Here is an 18,392-nt window from a genome sequence, read left to right as displayed (position 1 = left end):
ATTCTTAGAACATCTTTTGAAAAATCCAATAAGGACTTTTTGATTTTAAAACTTGGAGCTTAAAGGATTTTGCAATCCACTCCATGGTTTTCTCAGAGAAGAACACCACATGCGTAAGGTCTCGGCGATAATACCAATCATGAAAAGCAGCCTCACCGCGATGAGCCGATGTCATAACACCTAAAAGTCCACCTGACTTTAATAGTCGGAGCAACTTTTCAATTTCTTGTCTTGGATTATGAAGATGTTCCCACACTTCCGTGCTGGTCACCAGATGATAGGTGCGACGAAGCTGGTCTTGATCGGGATGATAGAACAAATCGTAGTTAAAAGTTTTGTATCCCTTCATATCAAACAACACCGACAAAGAAGGTTTCGGTCCGCAACCGAAATCCAAGGTTGAAAGTTGCGAGCGCACAAGACCGGCGGATTTAAAATAATCGTCGATGTCTTTCACTAAGGGCTCTAAAAAAGCCAGATGTCCTGCACTCCCCTGATTTTCGTGATTGTCGTAGCGAGCCTTTTCTTCCTGAGGACTCAGACGCTCTGCAGGGTTCATAAAAATCAGATCGCACTCTGCACAATGGAAATAGCTCCGCTCGGGCTTTTTCTCCACTTTAAAAGGCGCTGAATGTGAGGCTTGGCAGAGTAAACAGTTCATCTTACAGAAACCTTGTCTCCCCGTTGGCCCTAAGTCAAAAAGATTATAACTAAAGTTTTAATGTACAAAAAGAATCCGCGTCCTTATTGACGAAGTTCGGTGCGGGGGCTCATATCAACAGAGCCCTCAAAAAATTTCAAAACACCGACGGACATTTCTTCCGTGCTTTTCGCTTTCGCACAAATCCCCACGAGAGTATTCCCGAAGGGCAACCACACACTCGTCGTTCTGACATAGAAGCGTACTTTTCTCATCGCAAGATCTTCGCCAAAATAATGACGGGAACGTTCAATGAGTTTCAGTAAACACTTTCCATACTCAGCCCCTTCTTCTTCTGAGGTGCGTGGCGCTTTAAGACCTTCTTTACCTTGAGGTGGTGCAAAGCCAAGATCTTCACCCAATTGCCACATCATCCACGGACGAGCGGCAAGACCACGTCCTGCCATCGCCATGTCGCAACCAGTTTCTTGCAACATCATGATCGCATCTTCAGAAGTTTGAATATCGCCATTTCCGATCACGGGAAAATCAACGGCCTTGTGAAGCTGTTTGATCTGTTCCCAATCCGCAGAGCCACGGCGTTTTTGTGCCGCCGTTCTTGGATGCAAACACACCCAACTTGCTCCGGAATTTCTAAGACCTGAAACAAAACTTAAAAGCTCGTCAAATTCCTTGGTGCTACCGACGGCGCGCAATTTAACACTGACAGGGATCGACGAATTTTTGACGGTCATTCGCACAACTTCAGCGGCGTATTGAGGATCACCCATCAATGCCACACCGTAATTGTGCTTCAAAGCTTTTTGCACGGGACAACCCATGTTGATGTCGATAGCTTCAGCTCCCCACTCAATAAGACGTTTCACACTTTCTGCAATGGCGTCTTCTTCATTTCCTAAAATCTGCGGCACAAGTCCCGTTTCGTGGGAGGCGCGCATCGTTTCAGGAGTTTTTTCTAAGTTTTCGCCAGGAATACGGCGGGAGTTCAGCATCTCTGTAGGCCAAATGGTATAAGCATTTTGTGGAAGGTACTCACGCATCACTTCGCGCAAAGCCACGTGGGTAAGTCCCACCATGGGGGCTAAGCAAAGAGGAAAATTCACTTTCCCATTTAAAATGGGTCTATGAAGTCCTAGTTTTTTTGAATGAGTGCCCAAAGAGTCCAATGCCATGGGACTCTTCTACCCGGAAGGACTTTTTCTGGCAATGGGTTTAAGGTGAGCAGGCTTTCAGAGCCTTTATCTCGTCTTCGAGATGCTCAGAAGAGAATAAAATGCCCAGAGCCTCAAAGGAAGGGCCCACGCTGAGCATGACGACACTCCTCCTTGGGTCAAAACAGGCCATCGTACCCAGCATCATTTGCACAATGCGGCCTTTGCCATCAAAATCAAACAAGACCGGAACGATAGACTGAGGGCGCGCGAAAAACTCAAAGGTAAATCCATTGAAATGGAAATAGCGTTGAACCGGGTTATTGAAGGTGTAATTCCCTCCCATGGTCAACAGCTGCCCTTTTTCATTAAACTGCCACTGTGATCCCTGCAAACGGATCTTTGTCTCTCCATTTTCATAATCATAATAAGGCAAGCTACAAGCATCCGGCGAAACTTGCCGAATAGCCAAGAGCTTCAACTGTCCTTGGGGATGGAAGTACGCAACACTTCCTTGCGCCAAGTCGTCGACGATACAGCGACTGTCGTAAATAAATTTTCCACGTCGCAAACTCTGAACATTATCAAGAATCGCGGATTTAAGATGGGCCTCATCGTAAAACTCAAGATCCCACTGCGCCCAACCTCCGCCGACTCTTTTTTCTCCAAGTATGATCTTCACATCCTGATAATCGGCTTTCGTGAAACGCAGTTCTTGCAGAGTAGAAATATATTGGCCATAGGTTAGGTATTGAAACCTTGTGGAACTCAAAAGCGCATTGAAATAACGAGCAGCTTCAGAACTTTCATGACTATTCGGTGGCAGAGTCAGCTCACGATAGATGAGTTCATGCAGAACTAAAGCGGCCTGATTTTCTACGTTCAAAGAATCCCAGATATCTTTGTTAATCGCATATCTATAATAATTTAAAATACTCGGCGCTCTTTGAAAGATCACTTGCTCTAAAGAACAATTCTTTGGAATGTATCCAAAACCGATGTCGCCGATAGGATTGAACTTGGCGTTAGAAATAAACTCGGCCTCAACAAAAAATTCTCGATACCATTTTCGATAAAGAACCGCGCGACTGGCATTGTGTTTTTCAAATTTAGAAAGCAGGTATTGAACGCGCTCATCTAAACTTGCCAGAGACTTTGGATCAAACTGCATTCTATAACGGACTTGGGCTTCATAGAGATCAAAAACCTGCAACTGCCCCGGCCCGCACATCAAAACAAAACCGCCATTGCCCTTTTCGTACCAGTCTCCGCCGCTAGCAAATGAAAGACAGGGGAAAAGAAAAAGCAAAGCGATGAGTTGTTTCATTGTTATTTCTCTTTCGAAAGCGGGAAAAGTTGAACGTTGATCATGTAAACTTGGTTCTTCTTTCCTTGAGACATGAAGTTTGCCAATTTACGACGGAACGTACGGATCATTTGTTTTGCTTCGGGAAGTTTCTTTTCATCCACCGCTAAAGTGATGGAAGAAAGATCTCTTTTTTCGACGGGAACTGTCGCAACATTGTCGACGATGTATCTTAGAGAATCCTGATGAGACAAGCGCAGAAACTCGTTCGGAATATCGGAAGAAGTCGTAATAGGTCCTTTTGCCAAATGAACTTTGCCCTCTTCAATCTTGATAAACTCAAGACGCTCGAGACGTTGCAAAGACGACTCAACAATAGAGTTTGGAATTCCCAAGCGTTTGCCGATCCATTCTGAATCCAAACGGAAATCTTTTGTAGAAACCAAAGAAAGAACCGCGAAGTGATACCACTCAACAATAAGAGCCAATTCATCATCGCGCAGAACACGTGGGTCTATGGTACTGCGGGATTTTTTATCTACTTCCGCGAGATACAAAAAATAAGCCTGTTGTTCTTTATCAAGCCCCAGTTTTTCCGCCATTTTCTGGGCAGCAATTTTCGTGATCGGCCTTTCGCCTCCAAAATATTGGGTGACGCGACCGGGATTGATTCCCAAAAGACGTGCGAACGCTCGCTGAGAATAGCGAGGATTCTTAGCCTTGCGCTGATTAAACTGTGCGAGCAAAAATTCGGACGATCTGGACATGGCGGAAGTCGTAGTTCGACTTCCAGGAGGTGTCAAAAATTTAAATCAGTTAAACGTTCTTCTGCTTCGAAATACCGACAAAATCCGGTGCAAAATATTTTACTGCTTCATAGCCACCAAATAAAAGAGCCGAAAAGAAAAGGTCTCCGTAAATTTGGTTGTCAAAGAATGGAATCGCAGCCACGTAGCATTGAACCAATCCTGCCCATGTTGGAGCATACATGCCTTCCATCACCCACACTCCGAAATTGGAGATGAGGAAGAAGAGAGAGCTTGTCACCAAAGAAAGAGTTCCGATGCGCACAACACTTTTATGCTCACGCAAAGTCCAACCCAAAAGAACAATGGCCGTAAAGCCGATGTAAACGAAAGCCATTGTCGCGTGAAGGCCCAAAACCAAATCGCTTAAAAGCAAAGCCGCCAAAGGAATGATCAAAGACTGCTTTTTAGAAGGGAAATAAGCTCCTCCGAAAAGCGCCATCGCACCAATCGCTGTGAAATTCCACGGATGAGGAACCAAACGACTGAATGCCGCTGCAAGTACCATCAAAACCAAAGTCATCAATTGTGTCATAGTCTTATCCCCTTTAGCGCAAGGTGGCAAAATTATCATCGATTCATTCTATTGTCCACCAGTTCTTGGACGACTCCTGGCTCGGACAAGGTCGTCGTATCCCCCAACTGATCCGGGTGATTTTCCGCGATTTTCCTTAAGATTCTGCGCATGATTTTTCCGGAACGGGTTTTAGGAAGGCGCGGAGCCCACTGAATCAAATCTGGCGTCGCAATCGGGCCGATCTCTTTACGGACCCACTGGATAAGCTCTTTGCGGAGTTCTTCGGATGGATTTTCTCCGGACTTCAGTGTCACGAAGGCATATATTCCTTGGCCCTTAATATCGTGAGGATATCCCACGACCGCAGCCTCAGCGACTTTGGAATTTGAAACCAGAGCCGACTCGATTTCTGCTGTTCCCAAACGATGTCCGGAAACGTTGATCACGTCATCCACACGACCTGTGATCCAATAATAACCGTCATCATCACGACGACAGCCGTCTCCCGTGAAGTAGTATCCCGGGTATGTAGAGAAATAAGTTTCTTCAAACCGTTTGTGATCACGATATACAGAGCGCATCTGTCCCGGCCACGAATCTGAAATTGCAAGAACGCCTTCACCGGCTCCAGAAATTTCTTTTCCTTCGTTCGTCAAAAGTTTTGGCTGAACACCAAAGAATGGTTGAGTCGCAGAGCCCGGTTTCAAAGCCGTCGCCCCTGGAAGTGGCGTGATTAAAATACCGCCCGTCTCTGTCTGCCACCATGTATCCACGATAGGACAACGATTGTCGCCGACCACATCATGATACCAAACCCATGCTTCGGGATTGATCGGCTCACCGACAGATCCCAAAATACGCAAAGATTTGCGCGACGTTTTTTTAACGGGAGCATCCCCTTCTCGCATCAAAGAACGAATCGCCGTGGGAGAAGAATAGAAAACAGAAACTTTGTGCTTATCAACCACTTCCCAGAAACGAGATGGCGTTGGATAGTTTGGAACACCTTCAAATAAAATAGAAGTCGCGCCATTCGCCAGAGGTCCGTAAACGACGTAACTGTGTCCAGTCACCCAGCCCACATCCGCCGTGCACCAATAAACATCGTTTTCGTGAATATCAAAAACATATTCGTGAGTCATGCTGGCGAAAACAAGATATCCGCCTGTGGTATGCAAGACACCTTTAGGTTTTCCTGTAGAGCCTGAAGTGTACAGAATGAAAAGAGGGTCTTCCGCATCCATTTGTTCTGGTTCGCACTGATCATTCACATCTTTGACCATGTCGTGATACCAGAAATCGCGATCTTTTTGCATTTCGATTTTATTTTCGGCGTATTTAACGACGAGAATTTTTTTAGCAATCGGCGCTTTCACTAAAGCTTTGTCGATATTTTCTTTAAGCGCGATCAGCTTGCTTCCGCGATAACCAGCATCCGCCGTGATCACGAATTTGGATTCCCCGTCATTGATACGATCTGCGATAGAGTCCGGAGCGAAACCACCGAAGATCACCGAGTGAATGGCGCCAATACGTGTGCAGGCAAGCATGGCATAGGTCGCTTCTGGAATCATGGGCATGTAGATCGTAACAACGTCGCCTTTTTTGACGCCCATTTTTTTTAGGACATTGGCAAAACGGCATACTTCCGAATGAAGTTCCTTGTAGGTGATTTTTTTTGCGGGAACAGAAGGATTGTCCGGCTCCCACAAAAGAGCGACTTTATCGCCACGTTTTTTTAGGTGACGGTCAATGCAGTTGTAAGAGACGTTGAGCTTTCCACCCTGGTACCACTTAATGCTGACGGGCTTTTTGAAACTCGTCTCTTTAACCTTGTCCCATTTTTTAAACCACTCTAAGCGCTCCGCTTGCTCTGCCCAAAAACCTTCCGGATCTTTGACAGAGCGTTCATACATTTCTTTGTATTTTGCTTCGTCAATGAGTGCGTTTTTTGCGACTTCAGAGGGAACGGGATATAAATCTTTATGCATATAGACCTCACTCTTAAATCGTAATCCTTATGAGAGTGAGGTCAAATTTATAATTTCATAAGTTGCTGTGCAAAAATTCCTGTCCCCAAAATTAGAACAAAGAGGCCGAAAGCAGGTTTTAGTTGGGCCTCTGAAGTTCTTTTCCCCCAATGTGAGCCTATAAAAATCCCCACAACAGCAATAACGGTGACCTTCATCAAGAAAATGAAATCCATCGCCACATGAGCAACCACATCACTTGCAAAACCGAAGAGGGAGTTCACCGCAATTACTCCTAAAGATGTACCCACTGCGTGTTTCATTGCGAGGCCCCCTAAGACGACGAGAGCCGGAACTATTAAGAATCCTCCGCCGGCGCCCACAAAACCTGTCACGGAACCGACCAAAAATGCCTTGAAAGCATAAGTCCACGGAGCTGATTTTTCTGAATGAACTTTTTCCTTACGCGGTCGCAACATCGAAACAGAGGCCGCCAACATCACGACAGCAAAACTGCTCATCACCAAAAATTCTTTCGAGAGTTTCCAGTCCAAAATATCCATTTCTGCTGGAATATGTGGCATAACAAAACGGCGAATAAATAAAACGCCTAAAAATGACGGCACGGCAAAAAGAAATCCTGCTCTTAAATGAATTTGTCCTGCCTTCCAGGCTTTTGCAAAACCCACGGCACTTGCGACACCGACGACAAAAAGTGAATAGCTCGTCGCTTGTGTCGGGGGAAGAGCAAAGAAGTACACAAAAAGAGGCACTGATAAAATCGAACCTCCTCCACCCAGTAGGCCCAAGGATATTCCGATCAAAGCGGCACCTAAATATCCCATAAGCTCCATAAAAACTCTCCTTAACTTGTGACTTTGGTATAGAGACGATAAAGAAGCATTCCTGCGCTCATCGCTGCGACGAAATAAAAAACTTTTTCCCCACCCGCTCCTAAAGATGTAAGCGCCGGGCCAGGGCAATAACCCGCAAGTCCCCAGCCCACGCCAAACAGGGCACTTCCCACAATCAACGGCATTGTGATGTCTTTATTTTGTGGCACATGCCATTTGGTATCGAACAGAGGACTTTTTTTCCCGCGAATCCAACGATAAGAAAGTGCGTGTACGGGGATCGCTCCCAACATCACAAACATCAACGACGGATCCCAACCGGAACCGATTGTTAGAAATCCTAAAACTTTTTGTGGCTGAGTCATTCCTGAAATGGCAAGTCCCAGAGCGAACAATAATCCCACAACGAATGCTGTCAGCGCTTGAAGATTTTTCCGTCTGTTCATTTTAAACTCCCATCCAATTTCTAAAAAATGTCGCGACTAAAATGCCCACGGCCATGAAAACCGTTGTCGCAACCAAAGAGCGAATTGAAAAACGCGAAATTCCACACACGCCATGTCCGCTTGTGCACCCACTCCCCATAACAGTGCCGAAACCGACGAACAAGCCCGCCAAAATCGTGACACCGAACGAGCGCTCTGTTTGTTGAAATAATTGAGGCTGCGTTGCCGCAATCACAACGCCACCAAGAACAAGTCCCAGCAAGAAAGCCCCGCGCCACAATCTTTCGCCGGAAACAAAACTTAAAAACCCATTGGCGATTCCGCTGATTCCTGTGACTCGACCGTTAAAGATCAACATCAGCGACGAAGCTAAACCAATAATAGCTCCTCCTAAAAGAGCCATTGCAATGCTTTCCATTTTTAAAACCCTTTCTGCGTTGGAAATTTCAGTTCATTCCAACGAATCATTCCGCCCACCATATTGGCCGTGTTGATAAACCCCATTTCCTCGCTGAGCAGTGTTGCTTGGCCGGAGCGCGCTCCACTGCGACAAACGAAAGCGATCTTTTGCGCAGGGTTGGCTGTTTTTAGAAATTCCAAAACATCAATCCCCAGTGGAATCAACTTCGCTCCTTCGATATGACCAAGCTCCCCCGTATATTCTGCAGGGGTTCTGACATCAATCAAGGTCCATTCATTCTGTTTCAATTTGACCTCTTCGCAAGTAATTTCACGCATAGAGTCCTCGCTTTTAGTGCTTCACTCACAACCCATACTAAAGCTATCCTGCTGAAAACCTTTATGCCCGCGGACATAAACTTTCTTAATTTCTTTATGCCCGCCATCATAACGGTCGGGGTTTAAGTTGTATTACTCTGAGATCAGCTTTAATCCTATATTTCAGGAGATCGTCTATGGCTCTGCAAATTCAACATTTCTTTGATCCTGGAACGTCGACATTGACCTATGTTGTCCACGACCCCAAGACTTTAGATGCCGTTGTGATTGATCCGGTGTGGGATTATGATGCCGCTTCTGGAAAGCTCAGTACAAAAGCCATGGATCCGGTGATCGCTTATCTTAAAGAGAACAAGCTCAATCCTCACTACGTGATGGAGACCCACGCCCACGCGGACCATCTTTCAAGTTCTCAGCTTTTTAAAAATTTCTTTCCGAATATCAAGGTGGCCATCGGAGAGCGCATCACGGAAGTCCAAAAAACTTTTAAAACGGTTTTCAATCTTTCCGACATCAATACCGAAGGACGAGAGTTCGACATTCTTTTAAAAGAGAATGACATTTTAGAAGCGGGATCTTTAAAGTTTAAAACTCTTTTTACCCCTGGCCACACTCCGGCTTGTGCTTCTTATTTGATCGAAGATGCTCTGTTTACAGGAGACGCGATCTTTATGCCGGATTCAGGAACGGGCCGCTGCGATTTTCCTCAGGGAAGCGCTGAGGCTCTTTATAGTTCTGTGACTGGGAAAATCTATTCACTGCCCGAAAATACGCGCATTTTCGTGGGACATGATTATCAACCCGACGGACGTGAGCTTCGCTTTCAAACAAGCGTAAAAGAACAAAAAGAAAAGAACATTCAATTGAGTTCTCGCGTCAGCAAGGAAGAGTTCATTCGCTTCCGCAAAGACCGTGACGCCACCTTGTCAGCACCTAAACTTTTGTATCCAAGCTTGCAGGTAAATATCCGCGCAGGTCGCTTGCCTGCGCCGGAGAACAATGGTGTCAGCTATTTAAAGCTGCCCTTGAGACAATAATAAATCGCGGTTGAGGATCACGATCTCTCGACCGCGTTGTTCAAGCAATCCATCATCCACAAATTTAGCAAGCGTGCGAATCACTGTCGGCGTGGTAGTTCCGCAGAAGTCGGCAATTTCTTGTCTTGTCCAATCGTATTGAGGATGAAGTTCTTTAAGATACACGACAGCCTCTGCAATTCGCGCCGTCGCATCTTTTTCACTTAAGACCAATTGTTTGGCTTCGGCCTGACGAAGTTCCTTGGCCAAGGTTTCAAGAAGCTTTTCCGCGAGATCACAATTGCCCTTCATGCGTTCACGCATTTGAGCTTTATTTAAGTATCTGATTTGAGATTCATCTATGACCGTCGCCGTGGCATGATACTTTTCTTGTGCAAACAAACTGCGATGTCCGAAGATTTGACCTGTTTTGAAAAGACGGACCAAATGATCTTTTCCTGATTCTCCCCACAGCGCTAATCCGACCAACCCTGATTCGACGAAATAGACGTTCTCGGGCTCATCCCCCGCGCGATAAATCACATCCCCTCGTTTGAGGACTTTCATCGGAGCATCTTGAAAAAGGTTTTTAAATTCGATTGTACTCATTTGCCCCAGGGCACAAAAAAAAGGCCGGGTCTATTCAACCCGGCCTTGAAAAGAACACTTTAGTTCACGTCTTTGTAGTCAGCATCGATCACGTCGTCGCCGCCTTTTTCAGAAGAGGCTTCACCGCCACCTTCTTGCTGAGCGCCGCCGCTGCCGTCACCACCCGCTTGCGCACCTTGCTTTTTGTAAAGCTCAGACGTCAATTTGTGAGTGAGAGTTTGCAACTTCTCAAAGTTTGACTTGAGTTCTTCTGCTTCCGCAGCTTTGTTCTCAAGAACTTTTTTCGCTTCAGCCACAGCTTCGTTTGCAGATTTCACCTCAGCCTCAGGCAATTGCGCGCCAGAGTCTTTGATCAACTTCTCAGTTTGGTAAACCAAGTTGTCGAGGTTGTTTCTTGCCGTTGCTGCTTCCGCTTTACGTTTATCTTCTTCAGCGTGTCCTTCAGCATCGTTCACTGCGCGTTTGATCTCTTCTTCAGAAAGACCCGACTGTGCTGTGATCTTGATCTGTTGTGACTTACCAGAAGACATATCTTTAGCATTTACATGCAAGATACCGTTGGCGTCGATATCGAATGTCACTTCAACTTGAGGAACTCCGCGTGGAGCTGGTGGAATACCAACAAGCTCAAAGCGTCCCAAAGTTTTGTTGTCAGTAGCCATCTTACGCTCACCTTGAAGAACGTGGATGTCCACTGCGGGTTGGTTGTCTGCCGCTGTCGAGAACACTTGTGATTTCTTAGTAGGAATCGCAGAGTTTCTCTCGATCAATGTCGTCATCACGCCACCCAAAGTTTCGATACCAAGGCTCAGTGGAGTTACGTCTAGCAACAATACGTCTTTAACGTCACCAGCCAAAACACCACCTTGAACTGCGGCACCCACTGCCACAACTTCATCTGGGTTCACTGTGCGGTTAGGCTCTTTACCGAAGAAGTCTTTCACTGCTTTTTGAATCGCAGGGATACGAGTCGAGCCACCGACTAGAACCACTTCGTCGATCTCTGAAGACTTCATGCCAGCATCAGCCAAAGCTTTGCGGCAAGGCTCCATAGAGCGTTTTACTAGGTCTTCTGTCATTTGATCGAATTTTGCGCGAGACAATTTCGTTTGCAAATGTTTAGGACCTGATTGATCTGCTGTGATGAACGGCAAATTGATTTCAGTCTCTTGCGCAGAAGAAAGTTCGATTTTCGCTTTCTCTGCCGCTTCTTTCAAGCGTTGCAAAGCCATTTTGTCGTTCTTAAGATCAATACCTTGATCTTTTTTGAACTCAGAAATCAACCATTCCAAAATCACTGTATCGAAGTTGTCACCACCCAAGTGAGTGTCACCGTTTGTTGCACGAACTTCGACAACGCCGTCACCTACTTCTAGGATAGAAACGTCGAATGTTCCTCCCCCGAAGTCGTAGATCACGATTTTTTCATCTTTCTTTTTATCAAGACCGTAAGCCAGCGCTGCGGCTGTTGGTTCGTTGATAATACGTTTTACTTCAAGACCTGCGATACGACCGGCATCTTTTGTCGCCTGTCTTTGCGCATCGTTGAAGTAAGCTGGAACTGTTACAACTGCCTCAGTTACCGGCTCACCCAAATAGTCTTCTGCTACTTTTTTAAGTTTAGCTAGAACGGCTGCACCGATCTCTTCTGGAGACACGTTTTTACCTTGAACCTTGAACGCACAGTCATTGCCTTTAGCAACAACAGTGTAAGGAACAAGTTTGATTTCTTCTTGAATCTCTTCAAATCTGCGACCGATAAAACGTTTCGCAGAATAGATTGTGTTCTCCGGATTCGTCACAGCTTGTCGTTTGGCAATTTGTCCAACCAAACGATCACCATCTTTGGTGTATGCGACAACTGAAGGAGTGGTACGAGCGCCCTCTTCGTTCACGAGAACTTTAGGCTCACCGCCCTCCATAATCGCAACGCACGAGTTCGTCGTTCCTAAGTCGATACCAATTATTTTACCCATACCAAAATCTCCTTAACTTCCATGAATTTCACTGCTTATAGCACTTTAAATGTGGGGCTTTGTACGTTTTCGTCAAGCTAACGTAGTTATTTTTTTATGACAATATTTTAATGAACAATATCAATATGTTACGGACATTTAACTCGTGTTATCACGCACCATTAGGCATTATGGGTCCTCGCTCCTCTCTTAAAAACACAAAACATTTAAGCCCCTCTAGGCCTCGGCGCAAACCCTTCAACGCCGGGGCCTCAATTTTTATTAAGGCAAATTGCCTCATTCTTAAGCACTGAAATTAAGGAATTTAAATGTCGTTCTAATGCCCTTTTAATCTGCCCGGCATATACTCATAGACATGGGACACTTAACTTTGAAAATGGTCAGCGTTATTGCCTCCTCCTTGATGATCTTTGCGCTTGCTCAGGCCGAGGCTCGTGCGCAAAAAAGTCCTGAAGCCAACCCCACTGAAGAAGAAACTTCGCACGATAAATCTGAAGAAGAAAAAAAATCGGAGAAAGAAAAAGCAGCGCGAGAACGCTTTCGTCAGGAACAGAGTATTGAGCGAGCCTTGCGCGATCAGCAAAACGTGCGCCCATCACCTACACTTCCTCCACCAAAAAGAAATTAGCTGCCTTGGTATTTATCTGAACATTCCTACTCTTGAACGATGAATGTGAGTTTAATCGGAACTCGTGTCTCAAACTTGCTTTCCGAGTCTCCACTGACGGTTGAATCTGTCAAATTATCATTACGCTTTGGAAAATTTCACGAAGAAATTATTTTTCTACCGATTAGTAATCAAGGAAAAATCGGAACAATTCAGGAACAAAGGAATGATACAGATGAGATCAAGGTTGAGCTTAAAGATAAAACTATTTTTACTCTGCGGCTTCATGGCCACTATTCCGGTGATTGTCGGTGAAATCGCTGCTTTCGGAATGGAAGACATCGCACACGAATATGAAAAAGTCACAGAAGGGGTTTTACCCAATATTGAACTTTCCGATCAGATGTATCAAAACTTTCGGAACGTTCGCGTTCATTTACGCAGCTTAGGGTTGGAGGGAATCACAACTGGACAAGCCGACAAGTTCGTCGAGAGCGTTAACGAGAGTATTGCGGAATACGAAAAACACAACACCAGCTACAAGAAAATGAAAATGGATCCTACGGAAGCGGCTCTTTATGAAAAAGTAGATCGCACGTGGCAAGAATTCAAACAGATTGGGGCGCAAGCTATCGGCTACCATAAATCCGGCAAGCCCGAAGATCATGCTAAAATGATGTCCATCTTTCTAAATGATTGCCCTCGATACGCATCTGAATACAACGCCGCGATTGACGCTTTAACCAACTATCATCGTGAACACGGTGTAAGCTGGGTTAAGAGTGCGCGACAAACCGCAAGCCAAACAAACACCACGATCAACATTACGATTGCCCTGGGCGTTTTGGTTGGCCTTGGGATCGGATTCTTATTTGCGACTTCTCTTTCAAAATCCATCTCGACGGTCTCATTAGATCTTGCAGCAGGTGGAACGCAAGTGAACCAAGCTGCGGAACAAATTTCGAACTCGTCACAAATTCTGTCTCAAGCCTCCTCTGAACAAGCGGCCTCGTTAGAGGAAACTGTCGCCACTATGGAAGAGCTAACGTCCATGATTCGCACGAACACCGATAATGCCAAACAAGCCGCAACCCTGGCTCTTTCCACGCGAGAAGTTGCAGTGAAAGGTGAAAATGAAATCAAAACTTTGATTGAATCAATTCATTTGATTTCAGGGGATTCTAAAAAAATCGCAGACATCACCACCGTTATTGACGACATCGCGTTTCAAACAAATTTACTAGCTCTTAACGCCGCTGTCGAAGCTGCCCGTGCCGGCGAGCAGGGAAAAGGCTTCGCTGTAGTTGCAGAAGCCGTCCGAAATTTAGCTCAGCGAAGTGCTGAATCCGCCAAAAATATTGCGGCTCTTATCAGTGGCAGCGTCGAGCGCATCGCCATCGGCAGCCAACAGGCGAACCAAGGAGGCGTGGTTTTAAGTGAAATCGTCAATTCAGTAAAAAAAGTAGCCGACTTAAACAGCGAAATTGCTTCTGCCAGCGAAGAACAGTTTAAAGGACTGGAGCAGATCGGCAAAGCTATGAATCAGCTCGATCAAGTCACCCAAGAAAATGCCGCAGCCTCTGAAGAAGCTGCCGCAGCCGCTGAAGAATTAACGGCTCAGTCCCACGCCTTGATGAAAAACGTAGAAACGTTAAATGGCGTCGTGAGCGGAAAATCGAATGAAGCTCCAGCTGCGCCTGCCAAAAACAACGCGACAAAACCCAAAGTCGCACCTAAAGTTGTCGCTCTTAAAACGAAAAAAACGAACTTAGAAAGTTCCAGTAAGGTCATTCCCTTTGATGAAGATGAATCTTACAGAAAAGTTGGCAGTACTGAAGGATTTTAGATTATAAAATAAAAGCGACTGAAATGTTGAGTCGCCTTATTGATAAACGACATCGACAGTGAAGTTGGCCTCATAATCACCGAGAGCCTGTGTCGATGTCAGTGCCTCACGAGTGGCTCCCACAAAAAGATCCAACTGCCCGTTTGCATCGATGGTGGTTGGATTGTTACTCATAAAACCATTCACAGCGATTTCGTTGTCAGGACCGCTCCCGCCTGTGGTCATTTTGATTGTTCCGTCTGCGGGAAGAGTTACTGCGATGGCGCGACTTGCTTCGCCGGAGACTTCAAAACTTGCGTTCTTCGGCGTTTCGACGACGTCGGCTGGGATTGTTTCAGCTGTTGAGCCTGCACCTGCTTCGGAGAAGATGAGGTCGGAGAGTTTGTGGATTTGGATGCTGTTGACCACTTTGACTTTGGATTTGGCGGTGCCTTGAATGGCGAAAACGCCATTTGCAGAGAAAAATAAAATTAAGAACACCAAGATATGTCTTAGCACCGTTTCGTCCTTGAAATGGATGAATTAAATAATAACTACTTTACACAATCATGACAATATCGAATCACTATAAGGCAGATAAATTAAGACTTAATAAATACCGTAGTATGGCATCATTGCCCAGCATACATTGACCGTCAAGAGAGTCGCCAGAGCAAGGCGGCCAGACCGAGTCGTATTTTTAAATTTCAGTGACAAAGTCCAGCAAAGAGATTGAATCCCGATAAAAGCTATCGAGCACCATACAAAGAATGCATCTGAAGAGAAAGCTGTTATGGATTGATATGAATTTATCAACCACCAAGTCCCCATGGCAGTCGTTAAAAAATTCCAAAACAAAAGAATATTAAAGGTAATTTGGTGAGAAAAAATGCCCAATGATAGCCAGCACACGACTCCAAAAATTACTCCTACAATTGCAGGATGAATTCCAAGATTTGCAATGATCCAAATATGTATGGGCACTATTCCATATAAGCCAGGCCCCACCCAATAGGGAGATATTGAAATGAGAAGAAGAGCCAACAATACAAAAGAATAAACCGACAAGTCTTTTCTTCTCACAATCCTATTTACTCCTATAAACCAGTGCCATTCAAAATAACATCCCCGACAAATTGCTGGCAGTTATTATTTATCAAATTGTAAGGCAAAGAATACTTAGTCTTAGCATAATTCTTCATTCTCTCCTCAATACCGCTTCCTACCGAAATATTCTTACCACAAACTGCGCCTTCACCACTCTCCTCAATTTTAATTCCCGCTCCCCCAAAAGGACTGCCCTGGGTGCCATACGAAGCCGTACTACCATCTTCAAATCTAATATATTGGTGGGAAACAATAGGATCGCGACTCTGCAATGTCGCCCCTCCTGGCATATCTAAAGGACGTGAGCAAATTTGGTATAGACCGGTAGGATCAATCCAATTAATAGCATCATTAGCAACATATCCGAACAAATTGCTGTCTCCCCCTTTAAATAAAATCGGATCTTTCGCAGTCCATCTGCCAACCTCAGGATCATAATCCCTCGCTCCGAATCTCACGAGACTTGTTTGATGATCATACAATCCACCTGCGAATCCAAAAGGTGTCGTATCTGGATTTGTGTTCACTGTCACTCGACCGAACTCGTCGTGATCCATTCTCTGTGCAATAGATCCGTCCGACATTTTTACAACAAGTCTTGGAGAACCCAAGTGGTCAGAGATGATTCTGTATTTTGTACTTCCGACGATCATGTAATCTGGGATGTTGGATTTAGAACCATACACGAATCGTTTTGTGATCGCACCCGCGGCGTTAAGCTCTGCGGCGATTCGGTATTGGTCCATGTAGACCCAGCGTTTTTGTAAGACTCCGTTTACTTTTTTGCCGATGCGTCTGTTTAAGGCGTCGACTTCGTAATCAATCGTAGGACCACCTGGCAATTGAACTTGCTTGAGGTTTCCGAAAACATCGTAAGTGTATTGAGTTGTCTGACCTAGAGTATTGTTGGTCTTACTTGTGAGATCTCCGTTCGCATTGTATGTGAAGGACAATGTGTTGTAAGTCGTTAGACGATCTTGATCGTCGTAACTCGCTGTTGTCGGCTGAACACCGATTGTGCCTCCGTTACGGTTGCTGTTCGAGTCATAGCCGTAGGTCGCAACAGTTGCTGTGTTTTTCTTTGTCTCTGTCAGTCTTCCGGTATCATCGAAGGTGTACTCAAAGGCATCCGTTGCTGCATTCATCGTTTGAGTTTTACCGTTGATGCGACCTGAAGCATCGCGAGCCAATGTTAGACTGTAGATCGTCGTTGTTCCGCGTTTTGCGACGTAGTCTGTGACTTCGCCATAGTTGTTATACGTGTAGGTGTCAGTGATTGCGGAAGTCCCCGTGCCAATACTTGTGCCTGTGAGTTGGCCGTTTGGAGTGTTGTAACTGAGAGTGAGGTCTCCGGATTTTGTTAAATCTTCGTCATCGTTGTAGAGATAGTTGATAGTCGACGTTGCTCCAAGAGAATTAGAAACCGTATCAGACTCCACCAACGCAACACTTGAAAATGTTGGCATATAACTGCCAATGAGGCTTGAGGACGAATCATAGTTCGTTGAGCCGATCATTCTTAATCCCGCATAGGAGATTGAAGTCCATGAACCATCGGGTTGATAAATCACCGATGGCAATCCGTTCGTAGAATCCATCGTTTGGGTATATGTACCGTCGGGAGTTACGAAACTTTCTAAAACGCCTGTTGTGGAGTTGTAGTTAAAATCAATCGTGCTTCCCTCGGGTCTCGCAATCTGAGTGAGTTGTTTGTCTAGATTATATTGGTAGGCAGTATTGACTACGGAAATTCCACTCAATGCCGGAGGCGCATAAGATCCAACAATTTCGTGCGCATTGATTGAAAACACGTGAGCAGGACGTCCTGGAGGCGTAATACTCGTGATATTTCCATTGGCATCATACCCAAAACCAATCACTCGACTGTCTGGGAGAATTTTCGACGTGACTCTTCCAGCGCTGTTATACACAAAGCCGGTAGTTTGACTCAGAGGATTCGTGACGCTTTCAAGAAAACCGGAAGTGGCATTATAACCTAAAGTTGTGTTTCTTGTTCCTTGGGAAATGGATGTTAGGTTTTCGTTGGTGTACCCAAATGCAATCGGAGCTAGATTGCCATTTTTAAAAGATGTTACTCGTTCGTATCCATCAATCTTAATCTCTTTATTGCGATTCATATACGAAACAACATTAAATGTCTTCGTAGTTGGCTCATACGTCGTTGTCACAGACGTATTTGCCCCATATAATTGAGATGACTCCTGCCACGTTGTAACCGAAAATGGATCCGATGAATTTGCGAGCGTAATATTCTGCGCATTAGAAAACGATCTGATTCCAGCACCCGACACATTATAGGAAATTATTGACGGAAAATAATGTCCAGAACCAAATCTCGAATCTTGATTGTAGTTTACATTGAAATCGAGACCTCGCGAATTATTGGAGAAGCTACCGTATCCATTATTAAATGTTGCGGTCGTGGACTCGGTAATTCCATCAGCACGACTATAGCTTCTAGTGAAACTATCGTTGTCCTGAACAAAATGGGAAATGACCTCGGTTCTCCCCATACTGGACATAACTTCAAAATTTCCATTTTGATTTTGAGTTTGATTTGCGGTCCTCAAAATTTCCGTAAAGTATCCGCCGGAATGCGTATCTTTTTTCATCTCCCCGTTCGTTAGATACTCAAACTCAGTGTAAGAACTATTTGGATAAATAATTTTCTTTAAAAGATCCCCTAAATAGTAAGTAAACTGATACTGAATACCACCAGGGCTACTAATAGACGATATTGCTCCTCCAGACGTTGCAACAGTTGAAGACTGTCCACGAGGAG

At 45.1% G+C, this 18,392-nt stretch carries 18 protein-coding genes; 3 read left to right on the top strand and 15 right to left on the bottom strand.

From position 1 onward, the window contains the following. Positions 1-4: 4 nt before the first annotated feature. The 10 genes from ACL934_RS06630 to ACL934_RS06585 all read right to left on the bottom strand — a co-directional run bounded on the left by ACL934_RS06630 (position 5) and on the right by ACL934_RS06585 (position 8,449). A complete protein-coding gene (locus ACL934_RS06630) occupies positions 5-559 on the bottom strand; it encodes a class I SAM-dependent methyltransferase (RefSeq protein WP_374079060.1) in 555 nt (184 codons plus the stop codon). Positions 560-744: 185 nt separating this feature from the next. Next, entirely contained in the window at positions 745-1,833 is a 1,089-nt protein-coding gene (locus ACL934_RS06625) for a tRNA-dihydrouridine synthase family protein (protein WP_374079056.1), read from the bottom strand. A 40-nt stretch (positions 1,834-1,873) separates the two neighbouring features. Beyond that, on the bottom strand, positions 1,874-3,139 hold the full coding sequence (locus ACL934_RS06620) for a hypothetical protein (RefSeq protein WP_374079053.1): 1,266 nt from the start codon (positions 3,137-3,139) through the stop codon (positions 1,874-1,876). A 2-nt stretch (positions 3,140-3,141) separates the two neighbouring features. Further along, positions 3,142-3,885 carry a TIGR02147 family protein gene (locus tag ACL934_RS06615; RefSeq protein ID WP_374079050.1) on the bottom strand — a complete coding sequence of 248 codons (744 nt, stop codon included), beginning with the start codon at positions 3,883-3,885 and terminating at the stop codon, positions 3,142-3,144. A 49-nt stretch (positions 3,886-3,934) separates the two neighbouring features. Then, the gene (locus ACL934_RS06610; RefSeq protein ID WP_374079047.1) at positions 3,935-4,459 is read right to left on the bottom strand and encodes a DUF6580 family putative transport protein; all 525 of its coding nucleotides are present in this window, start codon (positions 4,457-4,459) and stop codon (positions 3,935-3,937) included. Positions 4,460-4,494: 35 nt separating this feature from the next. After that, on the bottom strand, positions 4,495-6,432 hold the full coding sequence (acs, locus tag ACL934_RS06605) for an acetate--CoA ligase (RefSeq protein ID WP_374079045.1): 1,938 nt from the start codon (positions 6,430-6,432) through the stop codon (positions 4,495-4,497). A 47-nt stretch (positions 6,433-6,479) separates the two neighbouring features. Next, positions 6,480-7,265: a sulfite exporter TauE/SafE family protein gene (locus ACL934_RS06600; protein WP_374079043.1), complete on the bottom strand. Its 786-nt coding sequence runs from the start codon at positions 7,263-7,265 to the stop codon at positions 6,480-6,482. Positions 7,266-7,276: 11 nt separating this feature from the next. Beyond that, positions 7,277-7,711, bottom strand: a complete 435-nt coding sequence (locus ACL934_RS06595; protein WP_374079041.1) for a DUF6691 family protein — start codon at positions 7,709-7,711, stop codon at positions 7,277-7,279. A gap of 1 nt (position 7,712) precedes the next feature. Next, positions 7,713-8,129: a YeeE/YedE family protein gene (locus ACL934_RS06590; protein ID WP_374079038.1), complete on the bottom strand. Its 417-nt coding sequence runs from the start codon at positions 8,127-8,129 to the stop codon at positions 7,713-7,715. A 2-nt stretch (positions 8,130-8,131) separates the two neighbouring features. Beyond that, positions 8,132-8,449 (bottom strand): rhodanese-like domain-containing protein, encoded by a 318-nt coding sequence (locus ACL934_RS06585; RefSeq protein ID WP_374079036.1) that lies wholly within the window; start codon positions 8,447-8,449, stop codon positions 8,132-8,134. A 176-nt stretch (positions 8,450-8,625) separates the two neighbouring features. Between ACL934_RS06585 and ACL934_RS06580 the strand changes: the two genes are divergently transcribed. After that, on the top strand, positions 8,626-9,486 hold the full coding sequence (locus tag ACL934_RS06580; protein ID WP_374079034.1) for an MBL fold metallo-hydrolase: 861 nt from the start codon (positions 8,626-8,628) through the stop codon (positions 9,484-9,486). On the opposite strand, the gene ACL934_RS06575 is transcribed toward ACL934_RS06580, so the two are convergent. Then, positions 9,463-10,074 carry a Crp/Fnr family transcriptional regulator gene (locus ACL934_RS06575; RefSeq protein WP_374079031.1) on the bottom strand — a complete coding sequence of 204 codons (612 nt, stop codon included), beginning with the start codon at positions 10,072-10,074 and terminating at the stop codon, positions 9,463-9,465. The two genes, ACL934_RS06580 and ACL934_RS06575, sit on opposite strands and share 24 nt — an antisense overlap. Positions 10,075-10,133: 59 nt before the next feature. After that, positions 10,134-12,050 carry a molecular chaperone DnaK gene (gene dnaK / locus ACL934_RS06570; protein ID WP_413613226.1) on the bottom strand — a complete coding sequence of 639 codons (1,917 nt, stop codon included), beginning with the start codon at positions 12,048-12,050 and terminating at the stop codon, positions 10,134-10,136. Positions 12,051-12,420: 370 nt separating this feature from the next. Between dnaK and ACL934_RS06565 the strand changes: the two genes are divergently transcribed. Continuing rightward, complete coding sequence (locus tag ACL934_RS06565) at positions 12,421-12,678, top strand: hypothetical protein (protein WP_374079029.1); 258 nt, start codon at positions 12,421-12,423, stop codon at positions 12,676-12,678. A gap of 205 nt (positions 12,679-12,883) precedes the next feature. Continuing rightward, positions 12,884-14,503 carry a methyl-accepting chemotaxis protein gene (locus tag ACL934_RS06560; RefSeq protein ID WP_413613225.1) on the top strand — a complete coding sequence of 540 codons (1,620 nt, stop codon included), beginning with the start codon at positions 12,884-12,886 and terminating at the stop codon, positions 14,501-14,503. A gap of 36 nt (positions 14,504-14,539) precedes the next feature. On the opposite strand, the gene ACL934_RS06555 is transcribed toward ACL934_RS06560, so the two are convergent. From ACL934_RS06555 to ACL934_RS06545, 3 genes are all read right to left on the bottom strand, one after another. Next, positions 14,540-15,001: a DUF4402 domain-containing protein gene (locus ACL934_RS06555; RefSeq protein WP_374079024.1), complete on the bottom strand. Its 462-nt coding sequence runs from the start codon at positions 14,999-15,001 to the stop codon at positions 14,540-14,542. Between the two features lie 90 nt (positions 15,002-15,091). Continuing rightward, positions 15,092-15,565: a hypothetical protein gene (locus tag ACL934_RS06550; RefSeq protein ID WP_374079021.1), complete on the bottom strand. Its 474-nt coding sequence runs from the start codon at positions 15,563-15,565 to the stop codon at positions 15,092-15,094. Positions 15,566-15,579: 14 nt separating this feature from the next. Further along, on the bottom strand, positions 15,580-17,778 hold the full coding sequence (locus tag ACL934_RS06545; protein WP_374079019.1) for an RHS repeat domain-containing protein: 2,199 nt from the start codon (positions 17,776-17,778) through the stop codon (positions 15,580-15,582). Positions 17,779-18,392 lie beyond the last annotated feature (614 nt).

The sequence above is a fragment of the Bdellovibrio sp. HCB-110 genome (assembly GCF_047323225.1).
In the GTDB taxonomy this organism is placed as follows: domain Bacteria; phylum Bdellovibrionota; class Bdellovibrionia; order Bdellovibrionales; family Bdellovibrionaceae; genus Bdellovibrio.
Note: the sequence above shows the minus strand (reverse complement) of the source record. Positions and strands in the feature narration are given on the sequence as shown.

Excerpts from the sequence above, each read along its gene's own strand:
- ACL934_RS06575 (WP_374079031.1), bottom strand. The coding sequence starts at position 10,074 with ATGAGTACAATCGAATTTAAAAACCTTTTTCAAGATGCTCCGATGAAA.
- ACL934_RS06625 (WP_374079056.1), bottom strand. The coding sequence starts at position 1,833 with ATGGCATTGGACTCTTTGGGCACTCATTCAAAAAAACTAGGACTTCAT.
- acs (WP_374079045.1), bottom strand. The coding sequence starts at position 6,432 with ATGCATAAAGATTTATATCCCGTTCCCTCTGAAGTCGCAAAAAACGCA.
- ACL934_RS06615 (WP_374079050.1), bottom strand. The coding sequence starts at position 3,885 with ATGTCCAGATCGTCCGAATTTTTGCTCGCACAGTTTAATCAGCGCAAG.
- ACL934_RS06595 (WP_374079041.1), bottom strand. The coding sequence starts at position 7,711 with ATGAACAGACGGAAAAATCTTCAAGCGCTGACAGCATTCGTTGTGGGA.
- ACL934_RS06585 (WP_374079036.1), bottom strand. The coding sequence starts at position 8,449 with ATGCGTGAAATTACTTGCGAAGAGGTCAAATTGAAACAGAATGAATGG.
- ACL934_RS06560 (WP_413613225.1), top strand. The coding sequence starts at position 12,884 with ATGATACAGATGAGATCAAGGTTGAGCTTAAAGATAAAACTATTTTTA.
- ACL934_RS06630 (WP_374079060.1), bottom strand. The coding sequence starts at position 559 with ATGAACCCTGCAGAGCGTCTGAGTCCTCAGGAAGAAAAGGCTCGCTAC.
- dnaK (WP_413613226.1), bottom strand. The coding sequence starts at position 12,050 with ATGGGTAAAATAATTGGTATCGACTTAGGAACGACGAACTCGTGCGTT.
- ACL934_RS06600 (WP_374079043.1), bottom strand. The coding sequence starts at position 7,265 with ATGGAGCTTATGGGATATTTAGGTGCCGCTTTGATCGGAATATCCTTG.
- ACL934_RS06580 (WP_374079034.1), top strand. The coding sequence starts at position 8,626 with ATGGCTCTGCAAATTCAACATTTCTTTGATCCTGGAACGTCGACATTG.
- ACL934_RS06590 (WP_374079038.1), bottom strand. The coding sequence starts at position 8,129 with ATGGAAAGCATTGCAATGGCTCTTTTAGGAGGAGCTATTATTGGTTTA.
- ACL934_RS06620 (WP_374079053.1), bottom strand. The coding sequence starts at position 3,139 with ATGAAACAACTCATCGCTTTGCTTTTTCTTTTCCCCTGTCTTTCATTT.
- ACL934_RS06610 (WP_374079047.1), bottom strand. The coding sequence starts at position 4,459 with ATGACACAATTGATGACTTTGGTTTTGATGGTACTTGCAGCGGCATTC.